The organism is Mesorhizobium salmacidum (SeqCode), from assembly GCF_037179605.1.
GTDB lineage: Bacteria > Pseudomonadota > Alphaproteobacteria > Rhizobiales > Rhizobiaceae > Mesorhizobium > Mesorhizobium salmacidum.
The window spans coordinates 1-17061 of sequence record NZ_JAPYKS010000051.1; the positions used below are offsets into that span (position 1 = coordinate 1).

General features: G+C 61.7%; 18 protein-coding genes. 16 read left to right on the forward strand and 2 right to left on the reverse strand.

The genetic code is table 11. From position 1 onward, the window contains the following. Positions 1-549 (forward strand): KUP/HAK/KT family potassium transporter (locus O7A60_RS30860; RefSeq protein WP_337109441.1); only part of this gene is annotated, 549 nt, incomplete at its 5' end. A 272-nt stretch (positions 550-821) separates the two neighbouring features. On the opposite strand, the gene O7A60_RS30865 is transcribed toward O7A60_RS30860, so the two are convergent. Then, a complete protein-coding gene (locus tag O7A60_RS30865) occupies positions 822-1010 on the reverse strand; it encodes a hypothetical protein (protein WP_337109442.1) in 189 nt (62 codons plus the stop codon). Positions 1011-1346: 336 nt separating this feature from the next. After that, on the reverse strand, positions 1347-2081 hold the full coding sequence (locus O7A60_RS30870; RefSeq protein ID WP_337109443.1) for a Crp/Fnr family transcriptional regulator: 735 nt from the start codon (positions 2079-2081) through the stop codon (positions 1347-1349). Between the two features lie 620 nt (positions 2082-2701). On the opposite strand from O7A60_RS30870, the gene O7A60_RS30875 reads away from it, so the two are divergent. The 15 genes from O7A60_RS30875 to O7A60_RS30945 form a co-directional block, all read left to right on the forward strand. Beyond that, complete coding sequence (locus tag O7A60_RS30875; RefSeq protein ID WP_337109444.1) at positions 2702-4693, forward strand: conjugal transfer protein TraG; 1992 nt, start codon at positions 2702-2704, stop codon at positions 4691-4693. A 5-nt stretch (positions 4694-4698) separates the two neighbouring features. Next, on the forward strand, positions 4699-5142 hold the full coding sequence (locus tag O7A60_RS30880) for a hypothetical protein (RefSeq protein WP_032936497.1): 444 nt from the start codon (positions 4699-4701) through the stop codon (positions 5140-5142). A gap of 214 nt (positions 5143-5356) precedes the next feature. After that, positions 5357-6355 carry a P-type conjugative transfer ATPase TrbB gene (gene trbB / locus O7A60_RS30885; RefSeq protein WP_337109456.1) on the forward strand — a complete coding sequence of 333 codons (999 nt, stop codon included), beginning with the start codon at positions 5357-5359 and terminating at the stop codon, positions 6353-6355. A 7-nt stretch (positions 6356-6362) separates the two neighbouring features. Further along, positions 6363-6668, forward strand: a complete 306-nt coding sequence (locus O7A60_RS30890; protein WP_337109457.1) for a TrbC/VirB2 family type IV secretion system protein — start codon at positions 6363-6365, stop codon at positions 6666-6668. Next, a complete protein-coding gene (locus O7A60_RS30895; RefSeq protein ID WP_337109445.1) occupies positions 6668-6931 on the forward strand; it encodes a VirB3 family type IV secretion system protein in 264 nt (87 codons plus the stop codon). Before O7A60_RS30890 ends, O7A60_RS30895 begins: the two co-directional genes overlap by 1 nt. Before the next feature lie 12 nt (positions 6932-6943). Further along, positions 6944-9490 carry a conjugal transfer protein TrbE gene (trbE, locus tag O7A60_RS30900; protein ID WP_337109446.1) on the forward strand — a complete coding sequence of 849 codons (2547 nt, stop codon included), beginning with the start codon at positions 6944-6946 and terminating at the stop codon, positions 9488-9490. After that, positions 9487-10236, forward strand: a complete 750-nt coding sequence (gene trbJ / locus O7A60_RS30905) for a P-type conjugative transfer protein TrbJ (protein ID WP_337109447.1) — start codon at positions 9487-9489, stop codon at positions 10234-10236. Before trbE ends, trbJ begins: the two co-directional genes overlap by 4 nt. Positions 10237-10248: 12 nt before the next feature. Further along, on the forward strand, positions 10249-10575 hold the full coding sequence (trbK-alt, locus tag O7A60_RS30910; RefSeq protein ID WP_337109448.1) for a putative entry exclusion protein TrbK-alt: 327 nt from the start codon (positions 10249-10251) through the stop codon (positions 10573-10575). Then, positions 10572-11969: a P-type conjugative transfer protein TrbL gene (gene trbL, locus O7A60_RS30915; RefSeq protein ID WP_337109449.1), complete on the forward strand. Its 1398-nt coding sequence runs from the start codon at positions 10572-10574 to the stop codon at positions 11967-11969. Before trbK-alt ends, trbL begins: the two co-directional genes overlap by 4 nt. Continuing rightward, positions 11966-12652, forward strand: coding sequence for a conjugal transfer protein TrbF (gene trbF, locus O7A60_RS30920; protein WP_337109450.1), 687 nt, complete (start codon positions 11966-11968; stop codon positions 12650-12652). Before trbL ends, trbF begins: the two co-directional genes overlap by 4 nt. A 53-nt stretch (positions 12653-12705) precedes the next feature. Next, entirely contained in the window at positions 12706-13710 is a 1005-nt protein-coding gene (trbG, locus tag O7A60_RS30925; protein ID WP_337109451.1) for a P-type conjugative transfer protein TrbG, read from the forward strand. Continuing rightward, complete coding sequence (locus tag O7A60_RS30930) at positions 13707-14921, forward strand: TraB/TrbI/VirB10 family type IV secretion system protein (RefSeq protein ID WP_337109452.1); 1215 nt, start codon at positions 13707-13709, stop codon at positions 14919-14921. Before trbG ends, O7A60_RS30930 begins: the two co-directional genes overlap by 4 nt. After that, entirely contained in the window at positions 14918-15061 is a 144-nt protein-coding gene (locus O7A60_RS30935; RefSeq protein WP_337109453.1) for a DUF2274 domain-containing protein, read from the forward strand. Before O7A60_RS30930 ends, O7A60_RS30935 begins: the two co-directional genes overlap by 4 nt. A gap of 35 nt (positions 15062-15096) precedes the next feature. After that, positions 15097-15279: a DUF2274 domain-containing protein gene (locus O7A60_RS30940; protein ID WP_463147923.1), complete on the forward strand. Its 183-nt coding sequence runs from the start codon at positions 15097-15099 to the stop codon at positions 15277-15279. 677 nt (positions 15280-15956) lie between these two features. Continuing rightward, positions 15957-17061, forward strand: a 1105-nt coding sequence (locus O7A60_RS30945; RefSeq protein WP_337109455.1) for a TlpA disulfide reductase family protein, incomplete at its 3' end; no start/stop codon positions are given.

Sequence of the window (17061 nt, forward strand, 5' to 3'; positions counted from 1 at the left end):
GTGCGCGGCAGCCGCTATCTCTTCGACAAGACGCGCCGCAACGAGATCCCGCTCGATTTCCTCGCCGGCAATCTGCTGAAGAAGAAGCCGCAGCTGGTGTCCGGCACCGCGGTGTTCCTGACCAGCGATCCGCTCAGCGCGCCGACCGCCTTGATGCATAGCCTCAAGCACTACAAGGTTCTGCATGAGCAGAACGTTATCCTTTCGGTGGTGACCGCGCCGCAGCCCGTGGTGCCCGACAGCGAGCGTGTCAAGATGGAGACGGTCAACGAGCTGTTCATGCGGGTGACGCTGACTTTCGGCTACATGGAACAGCCCAACATCCCGCGCGCGCTGGCGATCTGCCGCAAGCAGGGGTGGAAGTTCGACATCATGACGACATCCTTCTTCCTGTCGCGGCGCTCGCTCAAGGCCTCGCCCAATTCCGGCATGCCGGTATGGCAAGACCGGCTGTTCATCGGCCTGGCGCACACGGCGGCCGATGCCACCCAATATTTCCAGATCCCGACCGGACGCGTGGTGGAAATCGGTACCCAAGTGCTTGTCTAGCTCTCGCCTAGATGCGCCGATCAACCTCCTTGCCGGGCACTTGCATTAAGCTGCAACTCATAGAATGAGTTCGTCCGATCCCGAGTCCTGATTCGAGGCGGGATTGCCAGAGGGACATTGACGTAAGCACCAGGGAGGAAACTCGGCGCGCGGCATCCGTGGCCCAGGCAACAGCGGCGCTATATTAGCAACAGCGCCAAATATCTCTTTGGTAATTCCGAAACGGAGATGTTTCTAAGCCCGCTTGCTCCGGCCGGCGGGCTTTTTGCGTTTCAGGAGCGTTTGACCACTTCGGGCTTCAGCCGGTCATGCCTCGCCTGCTCGTGCCACATCACTTGACGCAGACCATGCATGTCCACGGGCTGTCCGCAGATCTTGCACTTATAAAAATGGTCACCATCGTCGGAGGGCTCGTGCGGCCTGTCCTTGATGGGCGGTCCAAGGTCTGAAAGCTTCGTCATGAGGCCAGCAACATCCCGCCGAGGTAGAAGTTCCGCCTGGCAGCGGGTTTGCCTCGTCGGCAGCATGCCTCGCGGAACGGCCGAATCCGATCCCCCATGGAACATTGTTGCGTCTAAAGACTTCGGCGGTTGCACTGTTCTCCCATTACGGTGCCAGTTCCCACGACTGTTGGACTGGCCCGCTGTCTCGGCGGCGGGCATTTTTTCGTAAGGAACCTGATTTTCGTCGGTAGGTTCGAAAGGCGGCAGCCCCCATGCTGCTGGTCAGGTCCCCCAAGACCTGGCCGGGCCGCCCCCCGCCAGTGAGGCGGGCCATTTGTGTGGGATGGGCGAGCTTCAGCTGGCCCGGCTTACGGCCCCGGGTTCCGGGGAGGCGGCGAGTTGACGGAAAGGACGCTGCTCTTCCTCGCCATAAGCGCCGTTCGTCACAGCGACCAATCCGGCGCGATCTCGGATCTCAAGCGCGCCACGCTTGGCGCTGATGAAGCCTCGATATTCCAGCATTTGCATTGCGGTGGTCACGCCAGGGCGCCTGGTTCCAAGCATGATGGCCAAAAGATCATGGGTCAGTTCGATCCTGTTGGAATCAACACGGTCATGAACCATCAGCAACCAACGCGCCAATCGTTCTTCGATGTTCGAGCGGCTGTTCACAAGCGATGTTCGCGACGACTGGACCATGAAGGTGTGAGCATATCTCAACAAGGCATCGCGGAGGGTCGAACTTTCAGCCAGTGCCGTGCGGAGCATAGGTGCTGCGAGGCACCATCCGTTGCTGGCTATCTGGATAAAAGTTTGGTTTGGAGACTTGTCTTGTCCGAGCACGAGCGCCAAGCCTGTCATGCCCTCGCGCCCGATGACGCCGACTTCACTCTGCCGCTCGCCTGACATCGCCGCGACCACGGAAGCAACGCCTGCCTCCGGGAAATAGACGTATTTGATTGGTGCATTGGCGGCCACAAGCTGTGTTTTGATGCTGAGAATGACACGGTGCAATGAAGGCCGCACCAGCGCGAAGTCTGCAGGCGCTAGCGCCTTCAGTATATGATTGCGAAATGTGGATTGGGGCATAGCTCTTCTCCAATTACGGATCGGATTGGCGGCCATGGACAGTGAAGTGAAAGCTCCGCAAGCCTGCACTGCCCCGCATATGAGCGCGCACGGCGGCGGCGTGTATCACTTCGATCTGGGCTAGAACCAGGTCTGCGAGCAATGCGGCCATTCGCGCCCTGTGGTTCGCAAGGCTGACGCGTAGCGCCCTCGCCACCTCAATGTCATTGAAGGCATCGGGAAAGTCTGGAGCCATGGCCAGCTACCCGGCCATCGGAAAAAATTTCATCCCCCATATAGCACGCCATACGGGTTATCTCCTAACTGGGTCTGTCAACCGACGGCCGCCAGGGGGCGCGCGGGATAGCGCGGCCTGCTCATCGAGTGACACAGGATTTCGCAGGCCGAGCCATACACCGGCTCAGTGTGGCCAGCGCGGAGCGACCTTGCACCTTGTGAGCCGGAAGGGCAAATCACGCCTGTCGGCGCCCTTCGGCAGCTCTCGTTCCAGAACAACTCCCCAGCGCAGATCGCAAGTCTTTTTAGGTCTTGTTTCCACAGACTGCCGCGATGAATCCTTTCTTGTTGCCTGCCTTTGTTCGTACATTGTTTATTCGCTCCCGAATTGAAGCGGGAACAATATGCCGGCAACAAAAATATTATGGGGTCAGATCGTCGCTGTTTTGACCATCGTGCTTACGACCACCTGGGGCGCAACGCAATGGACGGCTTGGCGACTGGGGTACCAAGAGCAACTAGGGTCGCCTTGGTTCGAGCTCGTCGGTCAACCAATCTATCCGCCACCAGCATTTTTCTGGTGGTGGTTTTTCTACGACGCCTACGCACCTACGGTCTTTGTTGGAGGCGCGATGATTGCGGCCAGCGGCAGTTTCATCGCGATTATTGTCGCTATTGGCATGTCACTATGGCGAGCGCGGGAGGCCAAGTACGTGGCAACCTACGGCTCGGCGCGCTGGGCTGTGCGGAAGGAGATCGAAGCCGCAGGCTTGCTCGGCGCCAACGGCGTGGTTCTCGGCAAGCTGGATTGCGACTACCTTCGCCACGATGGTCCGGAACATGTCTTGTGCTTCGCGCCGACCCGAAGTGGCAAGGGCGTCGGGCTCGTCGTGCCATCCCTGTTGACTTGGCCGGGAAGCGCAATCGTTCACGACATCAAAGGTGAAAATTGGGAACTAACCGCTGGCTGGCGAGCACGTTTCGGCCGTGTGCTGCTGTTCGACCCGACCAATGCCGCGTCAACCGCCTACAACCCGCTGGTGGAAGTCCGGCGTGGCGCGTGGGAAGTCCGCGACGTCCAGAACGTCGCTGACGTGCTGGTCGACCCAGAGGGGTCGCTGGACCGCAGGAATCATTGGGAAAAGACCAGCCACGCGCTACTCGTCGGCGCGATCCTGCATGTCCTCTACGCAGAAAAGGACAAGACGCTTGCTGGGGTTGCCAAGTTCCTCTCCGATCCGCAGCGGCCGATCGAGACCACGTTGCGAACCATGATGTTGACCAAGCACCTCGGCGATGCCGGTCCGCACCCCGTCGTGGCATCGGCAGCACGTGAATTGCTCAACAAGTCCGAAAATGAGCGCTCTGGCGTGCTGTCGACCGCGATGAGTTTCCTGGGGCTTTACCGCGATCCGGTTGTGGCCCAGGTGACGTCTCGGTGCGATTGGCGCATTGCCGACCTAGTTGCGACCGCGCAACCCACGACGCTCTATCTGGTCGTACCCCCATCGGACATTAGCCGCACCAAGCCGCTTGTCCGGCTTATCCTCAATCAGATCGGCCGCAGGCTGACGGAAGATCTGCATGCGAAGGATCGCCGGCATCGCTTGCTTCTGATGCTCGACGAATTCCCGGCGCTTGGCCGGCTTGATTTCTTCGAGTCGGCGCTCGCCTTCATGGCGGGTTACGGCATCAAGTCGTTCCTCATTTCCCAGTCGCTCAATCAGATCGAAAAAGCCTATGGGCCGAACAATTCCATCCTCGACAACTGCCATGTGCGTGTGAGTTTCGCGACCAACGATGAACGGACCGCCAAGCGCGTATCCGACTCTCTCGGAACGGCAACCGAAATGCGGGCGATGAAGAACTATGCTGGGCATCGTCTGTCACCTTGGCTTGGGCATCTCATGGTCTCGCGACAGGAGACCGCCCGCGCGCTGATGACGCCAGGCGAGATCATGCAGTTGCCACCAACCGATGCCATTGTGATGGCCTCCGGACTGCCCCCGATCCGGGCGAAAAAGGCGCGCTATTTCGCAGATCGGCGGCTTGCCGAGCGCGTCCTGCCTCCGCCCAAGCCTGCAACCACCGACGGAGTCTCGCGCCCTGATGACTGGACTGTATTGTCGATTACCGAGGTGCCGTCGGAGCAGGTAACGCGCGCGCCCTGTTCTGGGCAGGACACTGACCCTGACAACGGCGGTATCCGCCGCCAGCCCGAATTGCCCGAGCATGAGGATATCGCGCCGGAGCCCACGCTGGCGCGCAGTGATGAATTCGACCTTGATCGCGACGAAACGGATGATGAGGCCGCCCGCCGGCGTTCGCTAGATCAGACGATGCGGCGCACCGCGCGACAGGCCGCACTCGATCCCGAAGACGGGATTGAACTTTGACTTCCATGAAGAAGCGTCGTCTCTCAGCCTATCTGGAACCGGAGATCATGAATGCGCTTGCCGACTACGCCGCCAAGAGGGATGTGTCCCTGTCGCTGATCGCCGAGGCAGCTATCGCTTCTTTTCTGTCTCCGGATGCTGAGGAGCGTAAAGAGGCGGCAATCACAAGGCGGCTTGACCAGATCGACCGGCGCGTTCAGCGCGTTGAACGCGATCTCGGTATCTCGATCGAGACGCTGGCGTTGTTCGTGCGCTTCTGGCTCACCTCAACTCCGGCCTTACCTGACGCCGCTCAGCCTGAGGCACGCGCGAAAGGAAAGCAGCGCTATGACGCCTTCGTCGATGCGCTCGGGCGCAGGTTGACCAAGGGGCCAAAGCTCAGCCAAGAAATTGCCGAGGACATTGTGCCTCCAGCACCGACGGACACGCCTGAGTCGCATCCGGGATAGGGCGCCAACGCGGTCGGCCAGCTCGTCTGCACCGCATTTTGCAAGTCTCTGCGCGCCGTGGCGCTACTGCCCGTTTTGCTTGTTGCAAGGCACCTGTTCCTGCTTCTTCTAATCATCCCCGTCAGCGGTTCGAACCAAAATCGCCCGAGAAATGGGGATCATCGTGGCAGACCATCATCATGTCGGCAGGGAAGCAGCGGCGCGCGGGGCGCGCATGCTGCGCACAGCACTCGGCCCGGCAATAGCCGGTTTTCTTGACGATCCCTCGATCGTTGAGGTGATGCTCAACCCCGACGGTCGGCTGTGGGTCGACCGGCTGAAGGAAGGGTTCTGCGAAACTGGCAAACATTTGAACCCCGCAGACGGCGAGCGGATCGTCCGCCTGGTCGCTCATCACGTCGGCGCCGAGGTGCATTCCGGATCGCCGCGTGTCTCGGCCGAACTGCCGGAGACGGGAGAGCGGTTCGAAGGCCTGCTGCCGCCGGTCGTTTCAGCGGCCACCTTCGCCATTCGCAAGCCGGCCGTCGCCGTGTTCACGCTCGCCGATTACGTCGCCGCCGGTATCGCAACCGAGGCCCAGGCCGATGTGCTGCGGCTCGCTGTCGGACGGCGAAAAAACGTGCTGGTCGCTGGCGGCACCTCGACCGGGAAGACGACATTGGTCAACGCGCTGCTGGCTGAGGTGGCAAAAACCTCCGACCGTGTTGTCCTGATCGAGGATACACGCGAGCTGCAATGCGCCGCACGCAACCTGGTGGCGCTGCGCACGAAAGATGGCGTCGCCTCGCTCTCCGACCTCGTGAAATCGTCGCTGCGGCTTCGCCCCGACCGCATCCCGATCGGTGAAGTACGCGGCGCGGAAGCCCTCGATCTCCTGAAAGCCTGGGGCACCGGCCATCCCGGCGGCATTGGGACTATCCACGCCAGTACCGGGCTGGGCGCGCTGCGCCGACTTGAGCAACTCGTACAGGAAGCCGTTGTCACGGTTCCTCGCGCTCTGATCGCCGAGACGATTGATCTCGTTGCTGTCCTCGCAGGACGGGGTTCAGCCCGTCGCCTCGTCGAGATCGCGCTCGTTGACGGGCTCGATCCCGTCACGGGCGACTACCGCATGCTCGAAGCCAAAATCGAGACCATTCCAACCGCAGAACCCGAGCCATCCATGGAGCTTCAGAATGAACCCGATCCGCTTCACTTCATCGTCTACCCCTAAGCTTGGTATGGTCCTCCAGCACGTTGCCACGGCTACAGCGATCGGGGCCATGATGGTTGTCCCCGCGCACGCCGCCGGCTCCTCCATGCCGTGGGAGCAACCTCTTCAGCAAATCCTCGAATCGATCGAAGGACCGGTCGCGAAGATCGTCGCCGTGATCATCATCATCGTCACCGGCCTGTCGCTCGCCTTTGGCGATACTTCGGGCGGCTTTCGCCGTCTGATCCAGATCGTCTTCGGACTGTCGATCGCCTTCGCTGCGAGTTCCTTCTTCCTGTCTTTCTTTTCTTTCGGCGGCGGAGCGCTGATCTGATGGAGGAGGAAGTCCGCGGCTTCTTCGCGCCGGTCCACCGTGCACTCACCGAACCAATCCTCCTCGGCGGCGCGCCGCGCGCTGTCGCTATTCTCAACGGCACGCTGGCCGGCGCGGTCGGGCTCGGTCTCAGGCTCTGGCTCGTCGGCATGCTGATCTGGGCGATCGGACATTTTGCGGCCGTCCTTGCGACGAAGCGCGACGCCCACTTCGTGGACGTGGTTCGCCGGCACCTTCGTTATCCCGCGCATTTCGGCTGCTGAGAGGCTTTCCCAATGATGAACCTCGTCGAATACCGCAAGCGCTCCCGAAACCTCGCCGACTATTTGCCCTGGGCTGCATTGGTGGCGCCGGGAGTCGTCCTCAATAAGGACGGCTCGTTCCAGCGAACCGCGAGCTTCCGAGGCCCCGATCTCGACAGTGCAACGCCGGCCGAATTGGTTGGCACGACAGCTCGGCTCAACAATGCGCTACGCCGTCTCGGCTCCGGCTGGGCCATCTTCGTCGAAGCCGCTCGGCTTGCAGCGCAGGACTATCCGGCGGGGCTCTTTCCTGACGGCGCGTCAGCGTTGGTCGACCTTGAACGCCGCGAACAATTCGAAGGTGGACTCGACCGCGGGTCGCCCGGGCAGGGCGGCGAGCCCCATGCTGAGCTCTTCGAAAGCAGCTATTTTCTGACCTTTGTCTGGCTGCCGCCGGCCGAGGAAGCATCTCGGATGGAGAGCTGGCTCTATGAGGGCCGGGAAAAAAGCGGCGTTGATGCCTGGGAACTGTTGAAAGGCTTCGTGGATCGCACCGACCGCGTTATGAACCTCATCGAAGGTTTCGTTCCCGAGATCGACTGGCTCGACGATAGCGAAACGCTGAGTTATCTGCACTCGACGGTCTCGACCAAGCGCCATCGCGTGCGTGTTCCCGAGACGCCGATGCATCTGGACGCGTTGCTGGTCGACCAGCCGCTGGCCGGCGGGCTCGAACCGCGGCTCGGCGAGTCCCATCTGCGCACGCTCACAATCATAGGCTTCCCGACCGCGACCTTTCCAGGGATTCTCGACGAACTCAACCGGCTTGCCTTCCCATACCGCTGGTCGACGCGGGCAATCATGCTCGATAGGAGCGATGCAACTCGCCTGCTAACAAAGATCCGCCGGCAGTGGTTCGCCAAAAGGAAGTCCGTCGCGGCGATCCTCAAGGAGGTGATGACCAACGAGGCATCGATCCTCGTCGACACGGACGCCGCCAACAAGGCAGCCGACGCCGATGCCGCACTTCAGGAACTCGGCTCCGATCAGATCGGCGAAGCCTATGTCACCGCTACCGTGACTGTCTGGGATGCCGATCCTTCAATCGCTGACGAAAAACTCCGGCTGACGGAAAAGACCATCCAGTCACGCGACTTCACGACAATCGTCGAGCGTGTCAACGCCGTCGAGGCCTGGCTCGGCAGTATCCCGGGCCACGTCTATTCCAATGTCCGCCAGCCGCCGCTATCGACGCTAAACCTTGCCCACATGATCCCGCTTTCGGCGGTCTGGGCGGGGCCGGCAACTGACGAGCATTTCGGTGCGCCGCCACTGTTCTTCGCCAGGACGGAGGGCTCAACGCCGTTCCGGTTCAGCCTGCATGTCGGCGACGTCGGCCACACGCTTGTCGTCGGCCCCACAGGTGCCGGCAAGTCGGTTCTGCTCGCATTGATGGCGCTGCAGTTTCGGCGTTATCCAGGCAACCAGGTCTTTGCCTTTGATTTCGGCGGATCGATCCGCGCGGCCGTGCTTGCCATGGGCGGGGACTGGCAGAATCTCGGCGGCAGCGCATCGAACGGGCAGTGCCTCGGCGATCCTCTTGCTCTGCTTTCGCTGGCCGATCTGTCGGACGAAGCCGACGCCGTTTCGTTGCAGCCTCTCGCCGGCATTCATCAGACGCCAGAGCGGGCCTGGGCGGCCGACTGGCTCGTCGACATTCTCCAGCGCGAGGGTGTACCCGTCACCCCGCAGGTGAGGGAATATCTGTGGTCGGCGCTGACATCACTCGCCAGTGCGCCGCTCCATGAGCGGACGCTGACCGGCCTGTCGGTGCTGCTGCAGTCGACGCCACTGAAGCAGGCGTTGCGACCCTACTGTATCGGCGGTCCCTACGGTCGGTTGCTCGACGCCGAACACGAGCGTCTCGGCGAAGCGCCCGTTCAGGCTTTCGAAACCGAGGGGCTGATCGGCACGGGCGCGGCCCCAGCCGTGCTCGCCTATCTCTTCCACCGCATCGAGCAGCGGATGGACGGGCGGCCGACGCTGCTGATCATCGACGAGGGTTGGCTGGCGCTCGATGATGGCGGCTTCGCGCAACAGCTGCGCGAATGGCTGAAAACCCTTCGCAAGAAGAATGCTTCCGTCATTTTCGCTACGCAGTCGCTGTCCGATATCGACGGTAGTAAAATTGCGCCGGCCATTGTCGAAAGCTGTCCAACGCGGGTCTTCCTGCCGAACGAGCGGGCCATCGAGCCGCAGATCACGGAAATCTACCGACGCTTCGGACTGAATGATCGCCAGATCGAGATCGTCGCACGGGCAACCCCGAAGCGCGACTACTACTGCCAATCGCGCCGCGGCAATCGATTGTTCGAGCTCGGTCTCGGTCCGATCGCGCTGGCCCTATGCGCCGCCTCGTCAAAGGCTGAGCAGGCCTCAATCGAGCGGATCACCGCCGAGAGCGGCCGTGCCAATTTCCTTGAGGCCTGGCTTGCCTATCGTGGCCTTTCCTGGGCCGCCGACCTCGTTCCCCACCTCACCAACATCGTCGACCAATCCGCAGAGGAGGTTTCATCATGAATTCTGTTCCCAACCGTCTCCGTGTCCGGCATCTGGCTGCTGCTGGTGTTCTCGCTGCCGGCGTCGCCCTGTCGTGCAGCCCGGCTTCGGCACTGATCGTCTTCGATCCCAGAAACTATACCGAGAACCTACTCTCTGCCGCCCGCGCGCTGGAGCAGATCCAAAACCAGGTCACCTCGCTCCAAAACGAGGCGCAGATGCTGATCAACCAGGCGAAGAACCTCACCTCGCTGCCGACATCACTGCTTGGTCAGATCGAGAACAATTTCTCCGAGATGAAGAGCCTGCTCGGCGAGGCCGACAGGCTTGCCTATAGCGTCCAGGACATCGAGAGCCAATTCAAGTCGACCTATGAGAATTTCGGTTCGAACCTCTCTGGTCGGCAGCTTGTCGACGGTGCGCGCGAACGCTGGCAAGCGTCCGTTGCTTCATTCGAGCATTCCTTGAAAGCCGGAGCTATCGCTGTTGGCAACATCGAGGGGACGCGGGAGCAGACGAGCACGGCCATCGAGGCCAGTCAGTCGGCGGTAGGCATCCTGCAGGCGACGCAGGCCGGCAACCAGCTTCTCGCCGTCCAGGTGAGGCAGGTCGCCGATCTTACCGCGATGATGGCCGCGCAAGGCCGGGCCGCAGCCCTTGAGAGCGCCAGGCAGGCAGCCGCCCAGGAACAGGCGCGAGAACAGTTCAGCCGGTTCATGGCGGGCAAAAGCTACAGCCCGAGCAGCGTGCGCATGTTCCACGATTAAGGGTTTGCACCAATGGACTTCAAGACGACCGCCCGCTTGATCGGGGTGACGGCGCTCGCCCTGGCGGTCGCCATCACCATCATCTCGCGCAACGACGACAAATACACGGCCCCGCCAATCCTGCGCCCGGCCGATCCCGACGGTGGTCCGCTGGTCCGTGAGCTCACGCGTTGCCGCACGCTCGGCGAACAGGCCACCCACGACGTTGCCTGCAAGGCCGCCTGGGAAGAAAGCCGACGCCGCTTCTTCATGCCCGGTAATCACGACCGACCGGCGTGGCCGGCCGACGACCGGTTCGGCCGGATCGACCGCTCGCTCGGCGAGGACAAGACCCCATGAACGATACCGGGGTCATCGACCGCTTTCTGGAAACCTTCACCCGCTACATCGACTCCGGCTTCGGCCTACTCGGCGGCGAGGTGGCTTTTCTCACCTCCACCTTGATCGTTATCGACATCACGCTTGCGGGGATATTCTGGGCCTGGGGCGCCGATGAGGATGTGCTGCACAGGCTGGTGAAGAAGACGCTCTACATCGGCTTCTTCGCCTTCATCATCGGCAACTTCAATCGGCTGGCCGGCATCGTCTTCGAGAGTTTTTCCGGACTCGGCCTGAAGGCGGGAGGGTCGTCACTTTCCGGTGCTGCACTGCTGCAGCCCGGCCGCGTCGCGCAGGTCGGTATTGGCGCCGGCAATCCGATCCTCGAAGCCGCCAGTCAGCTGATGGGCTACGTCTCCTTCTTCGAGAATTTTGTCCAGATCGCCGTTCTGATGATCGCCTGGGCGATCGTGCTGATCGCCTTCTTCATTCTGGCCGTGCAGATCTTCGTCACGCTGATCGAGTTCAAACTGACGACGCTTGCCGGCTTCGTGCTGATCCCCTTTGCGCTGTTCAACAGGACGGCTTTCCTCGCCGAAAGAGTGCTCGGCAATATCGTCGCTTCCGGTGTCAAAATTCTGGTGCTCGCCGTCATCGTCGGCATCGGCTCGGGTCTGTTTGGGGAATTCACGCAAGGCTTCGCTGATCAACCTACCATTACAGATGCGCTGTCACTTGTTCTCGGCGCGCTTTCGCTTATGGGGCTGTCGATCTTCGGCCCGGGCATTGCTACGGGCCTTGTCTCCGGCGCTCCGCAACTCGGCGCGGGTGCCGCGGTCGGCACGAGCCTCGCCGCCGCCGGTCTTGGCGCCGCAGGTTACATGGGCACGCGTGCTGGACTGAGTGGTGCCGCAAATACTGTTGGTGCCGGGGCGCGCATGTCGGCCGCAGCGGCGCGCGGCAGTGCGCATCTGGCGGGAAGCACGTCGATGGCCTTCGGCCTCGCCGCTGCTGCCTCAGGACAGAGTGGTGCCGGCGCAGTTGCCGCTGGTCTGGGCGGGGTCGCCCGAGCCGGCGTCGGGGCCGCCGTTCAGCCGGTCAGGCAAGCCATGTCGCGCGCCGCGTCGTCGCTCGGCAGCAGCAATCAATCCGGTCGTTCTGCGGGATGGAATGCTACCGGCGGGCAATCGCCGGCCGGCCCCATGAGCGCAGCCGCAAAAAATCCCTCCTTTGCCGGACCGCCCCCCGCATCCCATCCCAATGCCACAGCCGGCTCGCCGCCGGAATGGGCCGCTCGCATGAAACGCGGCCAGGCCATGAGCCATGGCGCCAGCACGGCCGCTCATTCCATCCGCTCCGGCGATCACGGCGGCGGCTCGATGAATGTCTCTCTCCACCAGGATGATCACCGATGAACCCCTTCAAACGACCTTCGGTCCGGTACGGTAAGACGACTCAGCCGGAGACGCCGTATCAGCGCGCAGCCCAAGCGTGGGATGAGCGCATTGGCTCGGCGCGGGTGCAGGCGAGAAATTGGCGGCTGATGGCCTTTGGGTCGCTCGTGCTCGCCGGCGGTTTCGGTTCGGCGTTGGTCTGGCAATCGACGCGGGGCTCCGTCGTTCCGTGGGTGGTCCAGATCGACAAGTTTGGCGAGGCCCAGGTGGTGGCGCCGGCGATGGTCGAGTTCAATCCCACGGATCCGCAGATCGCATGGCATCTCGCCCGGTTCATTGAGCAGGTGCGAAGTATCGCGGACGATCCTGTCATCGTGCGTCAGAACTGGCTGCGCGCCTACGATTACACGACCGATCGCGGCGCCGTCTCTCTCAACGATTATGCCCGCCTGAACGACCCCTTTGCCAAGGTCGGCAAAGTGCAGGTAGCAATCGACGTCTCGAGCGTCATCCGCGCCTCACCGGACTCGTTTCGCGTCGCCTGGATCGAGCGACGCTACGAGAACGGCAGTCTGGCCAGCACCGAACGCTGGACCGCCATCCTTACCATCGTCATTCAACAACCCCGCAATGCCGAGCGGCTGAAAGCCAATCCGCTCGGTGTCTACGTTAACGCCATAAACTGGTCGAAGGAGCTTTCATGATGCGTGCGGCACGGACACGGAAAACGCGAAGACAAATCGCCCGCAGCACAACAATGACCCGCGTGCTTGCCGTAGGGCTGTTATCCGCCACAGCGCTCGCCGGTTGCGCCTCGAAAAAATACATTCCGCCCGAGATCGACTACGACGATGCCGCGCCTGCTGTCCGCAAAGCGGACCCGGCCGGTCCGGTGAAGGTTGTGCAGCTCGCAAAACCGCTCCCGCTTCCAGGCCAGTTGAAGCCCGTCGGGATCAGCAAGGCGAAGACTGAGCCGGTCGATCCGAAGCAGCGGATCAGCCAAGCTAATGAGGCCGCGCGAATGCAGCCCGTCCGCGAGGGCTTCATCAACGCAATCCAGCTTTATCCCTGGAGCGAGGGCGCGCTCTACCAGATCTATGCCGCCCCGGGCCAGGTCACGGACATTGCTCTGCAGCCGGGCGAACAACTTGTCGGCTCCGGACCTGTCGCCGCCGGCGACACGGTGCGCTGGATCATAGGCGATACGCAAAGTGGGGTAGGGGAGCGACTTCAGGTTCACATTCTCATCAAGCCGACGCGCCCCGATCTCCAGACCAACCTGGTCATCAACAGCGACAGGCGTACCTATCATCTCGAGCTGCGCTCGACCGAGAAGACCTATATGGCCTCGGTGTCGTGGCAATACCCGCAGGACCAGTTGATCGCCCTCCGGCGCCAGAACGCTCAGGCTTCCGCCGCGCAGCCAGTCGCTTCGGGCGTCGACATCCAGAAACTCAATTTTCGATATCGCATCGAGGGTGACGCTGCGCCCTGGAAGCCGCTGCGTGCTTTCGACGACGGCGCGAAGGTCTATATCGAATTCCCATCGGGCATCGGTCAAGGTGAAATGCCGCCGCTGTTCGTCATCGGTCCGTCAGGTGGCGCCGAACTGGTCAACTACCGCGCCCGCCAGAACTACTATGTCGTCGACCGGCTGTTTGCCGCGGCCGAGCTGAGGCTGGGCGACAAGACCAGCGAAAGGCGCGTCCGCATCGTGCGGACCGACGGCAAGAAGCCGCAGCGCGTGGGGCTGTTTCGATGAGCGAAACTTCCAATTTTTATAACCCGGATATCGAAGGGGAGCTGCAGCTGCGCCCTGAGCCCGCCAGGGTGACGCGACTGTCGCGCAAGGTGCTCATTGGCCTTTGCGGCATCGCGAGCGTCGCGATCCTCGGCACGCTGTTCTGGGCACTCGATAGCAGAGGCCGCAGTGCCGAGCAGTCATCCGAACTGTTCACCACGGAAAACCGTACCACCGCCGACGGACTGCAGGGCCTGCCGAAGGACTATTCGGGCGTCCCGAAACTCGGGCCTGCATTGCCCGGCGATCTCGGAAGGCCGATCCTGCGCGCGCAAGAGCGAGGCCAGCAGGTTCAGGTCCCAGACATCCAAACACCGCGTGCCGATCCGGATGAACAACGCCGCCTGGCTGAGATCGAGGCCGCCCGCGTGGCAAAGCTGTTCACCGACACCAATTCGCGGGCCAATTCAGCGCGACAGAGTTCTGGCGGCGCAATTGGCGGCGGCGACGCCTTGTCAGGATTGGCGTCGTCACCCGAACTGCCGGCGCTCGAGCCGGGCCTGGCTCAAAATATGCAGGATGGCAAGCTCGCCTTCGTCAATGCTAAGCCCGATCGCCGCACCGTCAGTCCCGATCGCCTCGCCGAAAAAGCCTCGCCCTACGTTGTGCAGGCCGGGACGGTCATTCCAGCTGCCCTGATCACTGGCATCCGCTCTGACCTCCCCGGCCAAATCAGCGCTCAGGTCACGGAGAATGTCTTTGATAGCCCGACAGGGTCATACCTGCTCGTCCCCCAAGGCGCAAAGCTGATTGGCCAGTATGACAGCCAGGTCGCCTTCGGCCAGTCGCGCGTGCTGCTGGTGTGGAACCGGCTCATCATGCCCAATGGCACCTCGATTGTGCTGGAGCGCCAGCAGGGCGCGGATACTGAAGGGTTCTCTGGGCTCGAGGACGCGGTCGACCATCACTGGGGCCAGCTGTTTCGGGCTGCAGCGCTCTCGACGCTGCTTGGGATCGGCACCTCGCTTGGTTCCAGCAATGACCAAGGTGATATCGCCAAGGCCATTCGCGAAGGCGCACAGGATTCGCTCAGCAATGTCGGCCAGCAGATCGTGCGCAATCAGCTCAATGTCCAGCCGACACTGACCATCCGGCCGGGTTTCCCGGTTCGGGTCATCGTCAATCGCGATCTTGTTCTGGCGCCGTACGGTGTAGCGGAGGATCCGACATGACCACGCTGAAGCTCTCCGGCATTCCCGATGATCGGCCAGTCAAGGTGACGGTCGCGTTGCGGGGGGCCGTAAATTGCGATCTCAATGGTCAACATGTCTCGGTCGCATTTTCTATCGGAGGCGACGCATGGCGAAGCTGAAACTTGGTCCATTGCCAAAATTCGGGACGGTCCGCATGACGATCGCGCTTCCCGAGCCGCTTAAGGACGAACTGGAGCGCTACGCGGCGGAATACAGCCGCTTGTATGAGCCCGTCGAAGCGGCGGCTCTGATCCCCCATATGCTCGAGGCGTTCATGCGATCGGATCGCGGCTATCGCAGCCGCAAGGCGCAAGCGGCGCGAGGACAAGTCCGGTAACGTGGGGTCGGCGTGTCGACACCGGCGTGGGCGTGGACGGATCCGAGGCGGCAGGGATCATCAGCTTTCCGCGTTCTGCCGAGGCCAATGTGGCGATCCGGTCTCCAGCGCTGAGCTGCAGTCCGACAGGGTTGAGGTCTGCACCCAACGGCGTCACGCATGTCTTTGAGGAGAAGCATCGCGTAAGAAGGAAGCCGGTGCTGAGGCAGCGCACTGGCTAAGGATAACATCCTGCTCGCGACAGAGTGCGGCAACTCACACCGCGCCTCATTGCGCTAGAGAAAAGTCAGCGATCGGCAGGCAGGCTGGCTCTTGTGCACAGGCAGACAGGTCGTGGAGATCGCGCGTGTGCTTCTGACGAGCGCCGAACTGCTGCTGCTCGACAAGCCGACTATCGATGTTGGCCGCCGGCTAGGGCCTACACATAGGTGTCCGTGTCCGAAATCTGACAGCGACAGAACCCCATGGCGGTTTTGCTACAAAGGGCGACCTTGGCCGATGAGGCGTCCTTGAGCAGAGTCATAGGTTTACTGGCGCTGAGCGAGGTGGCACGGCCTTTGCTTAAGCTGAAGAGCGGCAATACGGACTGAGGGCTGCCCATATGCTTCGGTCGTGTGTTCCGTTTCCCACGGGAACAAGCTCGCGCAAAGCGCATCTGGCGATAGTTGGAGAATGACATGGTGCTTCGGATGGATTCCCCGGCCCCTGCGATCAAGGTGGAAAACTGGCTGCGTGGCGAGCCGCTGACCGCCTTCCAGCCTGGGAAACTATACATCATCGAATTTTGGGCGACGTGGTGTGGCCCCTGCGTGGAGGCGATGCCCCATCTGGCGGAGCTCCAGGAGAAATACAAGGATCGCGGGCTTGAGGTTGTCGGAGTCGCAAGTTCTGAAGATGCTCCGACCGCGGACGAAGCGCGTACTAAGCTGGACGCGTGGTTGACCGAAAACTGCTCGTATCTGAATTATCGGATAGCATTCGACTTCGCGGGCGAAATGGACAAGCTTTGGATGGAACCCAGCCTCTCCCTCGGGATTCCGACCTCGTTCGTTGTCGATCGTGATGGCGCCATCGCCTTTATCGGTCATCCGATGGAGCTTAATAAGGTCTTGCCCAAAGTGATCAACGGCCGCTGGCGCACCAGCAAGCAAGCAAAAGCCGATGACGCGAAGCGGGTTGCCGAAGATGAAGCCACAATGCGCGAACGAGCGGTGAAGACGCCGATTTTGGACAAGTTTTATGCGGCGTTCAAGGCACAGGAATGGCACACGGCGCTGACGGCTATCGAAGAGGGTGTCGCCTTGTTCCCGGACGATCCCCTCATCCGCACGTCCCATGCGCGTCTGCTGATTCACGAAATGCGGGACATGCGAGCGGGCTTGCCGGTCATGCAGCGCTTCGTTCGCGACGCGATCAACCAAAATTGCGTGAATTGGCTCTCTTATGCGCTGGAACAACTCTTCCATCCGGAGGAGGACTATTCGTACCTTCCTTCTGCCGAGCGTTTCGCGATGGGCAAAGAGCTATCCGAACACATCCTCCCTCTTCTGGAGCCCCCGACAGGCGACGGCGCCTTCAAGTTCCTGTATTATCCGGCGCTCGGTAAGTACTTTTACGAGACCGGCGACAAGGATCGCGCGATCGAGTTGATCGAAGTGGCACTGAAGTCGCTCGCCGATTGGGAGGATGGCTCAAAACAATCCAAACGGCAGATTGGACAGCGATTGCTGCAGGCCCTGGCCAACTACAAGGGTGAGCAGGTTTGCTCACAAGGTATTTGTA

Bases quoted from the DNA above. Each gene is read 5' to 3' on its own strand.
- O7A60_RS30865 (WP_337109442.1), bottom strand. From the start codon at position 1,010: ATGACGAAGCTTTCAGACCTTGGACCGCCCATCAAGGACAGGCCGCAC.
- O7A60_RS30870 (WP_337109443.1), bottom strand. From the start codon at position 2,081: ATGCCCCAATCCACATTTCGCAATCATATACTGAAGGCGCTAGCGCCT.
- O7A60_RS30875 (WP_337109444.1), top strand. From the start codon at position 2,702: ATGCCGGCAACAAAAATATTATGGGGTCAGATCGTCGCTGTTTTGACC.
- O7A60_RS30880 (WP_032936497.1), top strand. From the start codon at position 4,699: ATGAAGAAGCGTCGTCTCTCAGCCTATCTGGAACCGGAGATCATGAAT.
- trbB (WP_337109456.1), top strand. From the start codon at position 5,357: ATGCTGCGCACAGCACTCGGCCCGGCAATAGCCGGTTTTCTTGACGAT.
- O7A60_RS30890 (WP_337109457.1), top strand. From the start codon at position 6,363: ATGGTCCTCCAGCACGTTGCCACGGCTACAGCGATCGGGGCCATGATG.
- O7A60_RS30895 (WP_337109445.1), top strand. From the start codon at position 6,668: ATGGAGGAGGAAGTCCGCGGCTTCTTCGCGCCGGTCCACCGTGCACTC.
- trbE (WP_337109446.1), top strand. From the start codon at position 6,944: ATGATGAACCTCGTCGAATACCGCAAGCGCTCCCGAAACCTCGCCGAC.
- trbJ (WP_337109447.1), top strand. From the start codon at position 9,487: ATGAATTCTGTTCCCAACCGTCTCCGTGTCCGGCATCTGGCTGCTGCT.
- trbK-alt (WP_337109448.1), top strand. From the start codon at position 10,249: ATGGACTTCAAGACGACCGCCCGCTTGATCGGGGTGACGGCGCTCGCC.
- trbL (WP_337109449.1), top strand. From the start codon at position 10,572: ATGAACGATACCGGGGTCATCGACCGCTTTCTGGAAACCTTCACCCGC.
- trbF (WP_337109450.1), top strand. From the start codon at position 11,966: ATGAACCCCTTCAAACGACCTTCGGTCCGGTACGGTAAGACGACTCAG.
- trbG (WP_337109451.1), top strand. From the start codon at position 12,706: ATGACCCGCGTGCTTGCCGTAGGGCTGTTATCCGCCACAGCGCTCGCC.
- O7A60_RS30930 (WP_337109452.1), top strand. From the start codon at position 13,707: ATGAGCGAAACTTCCAATTTTTATAACCCGGATATCGAAGGGGAGCTG.
- O7A60_RS30935 (WP_337109453.1), top strand. From the start codon at position 14,918: ATGACCACGCTGAAGCTCTCCGGCATTCCCGATGATCGGCCAGTCAAG.
- O7A60_RS30940 (WP_463147923.1), top strand. From the start codon at position 15,097: ATGACGATCGCGCTTCCCGAGCCGCTTAAGGACGAACTGGAGCGCTAC.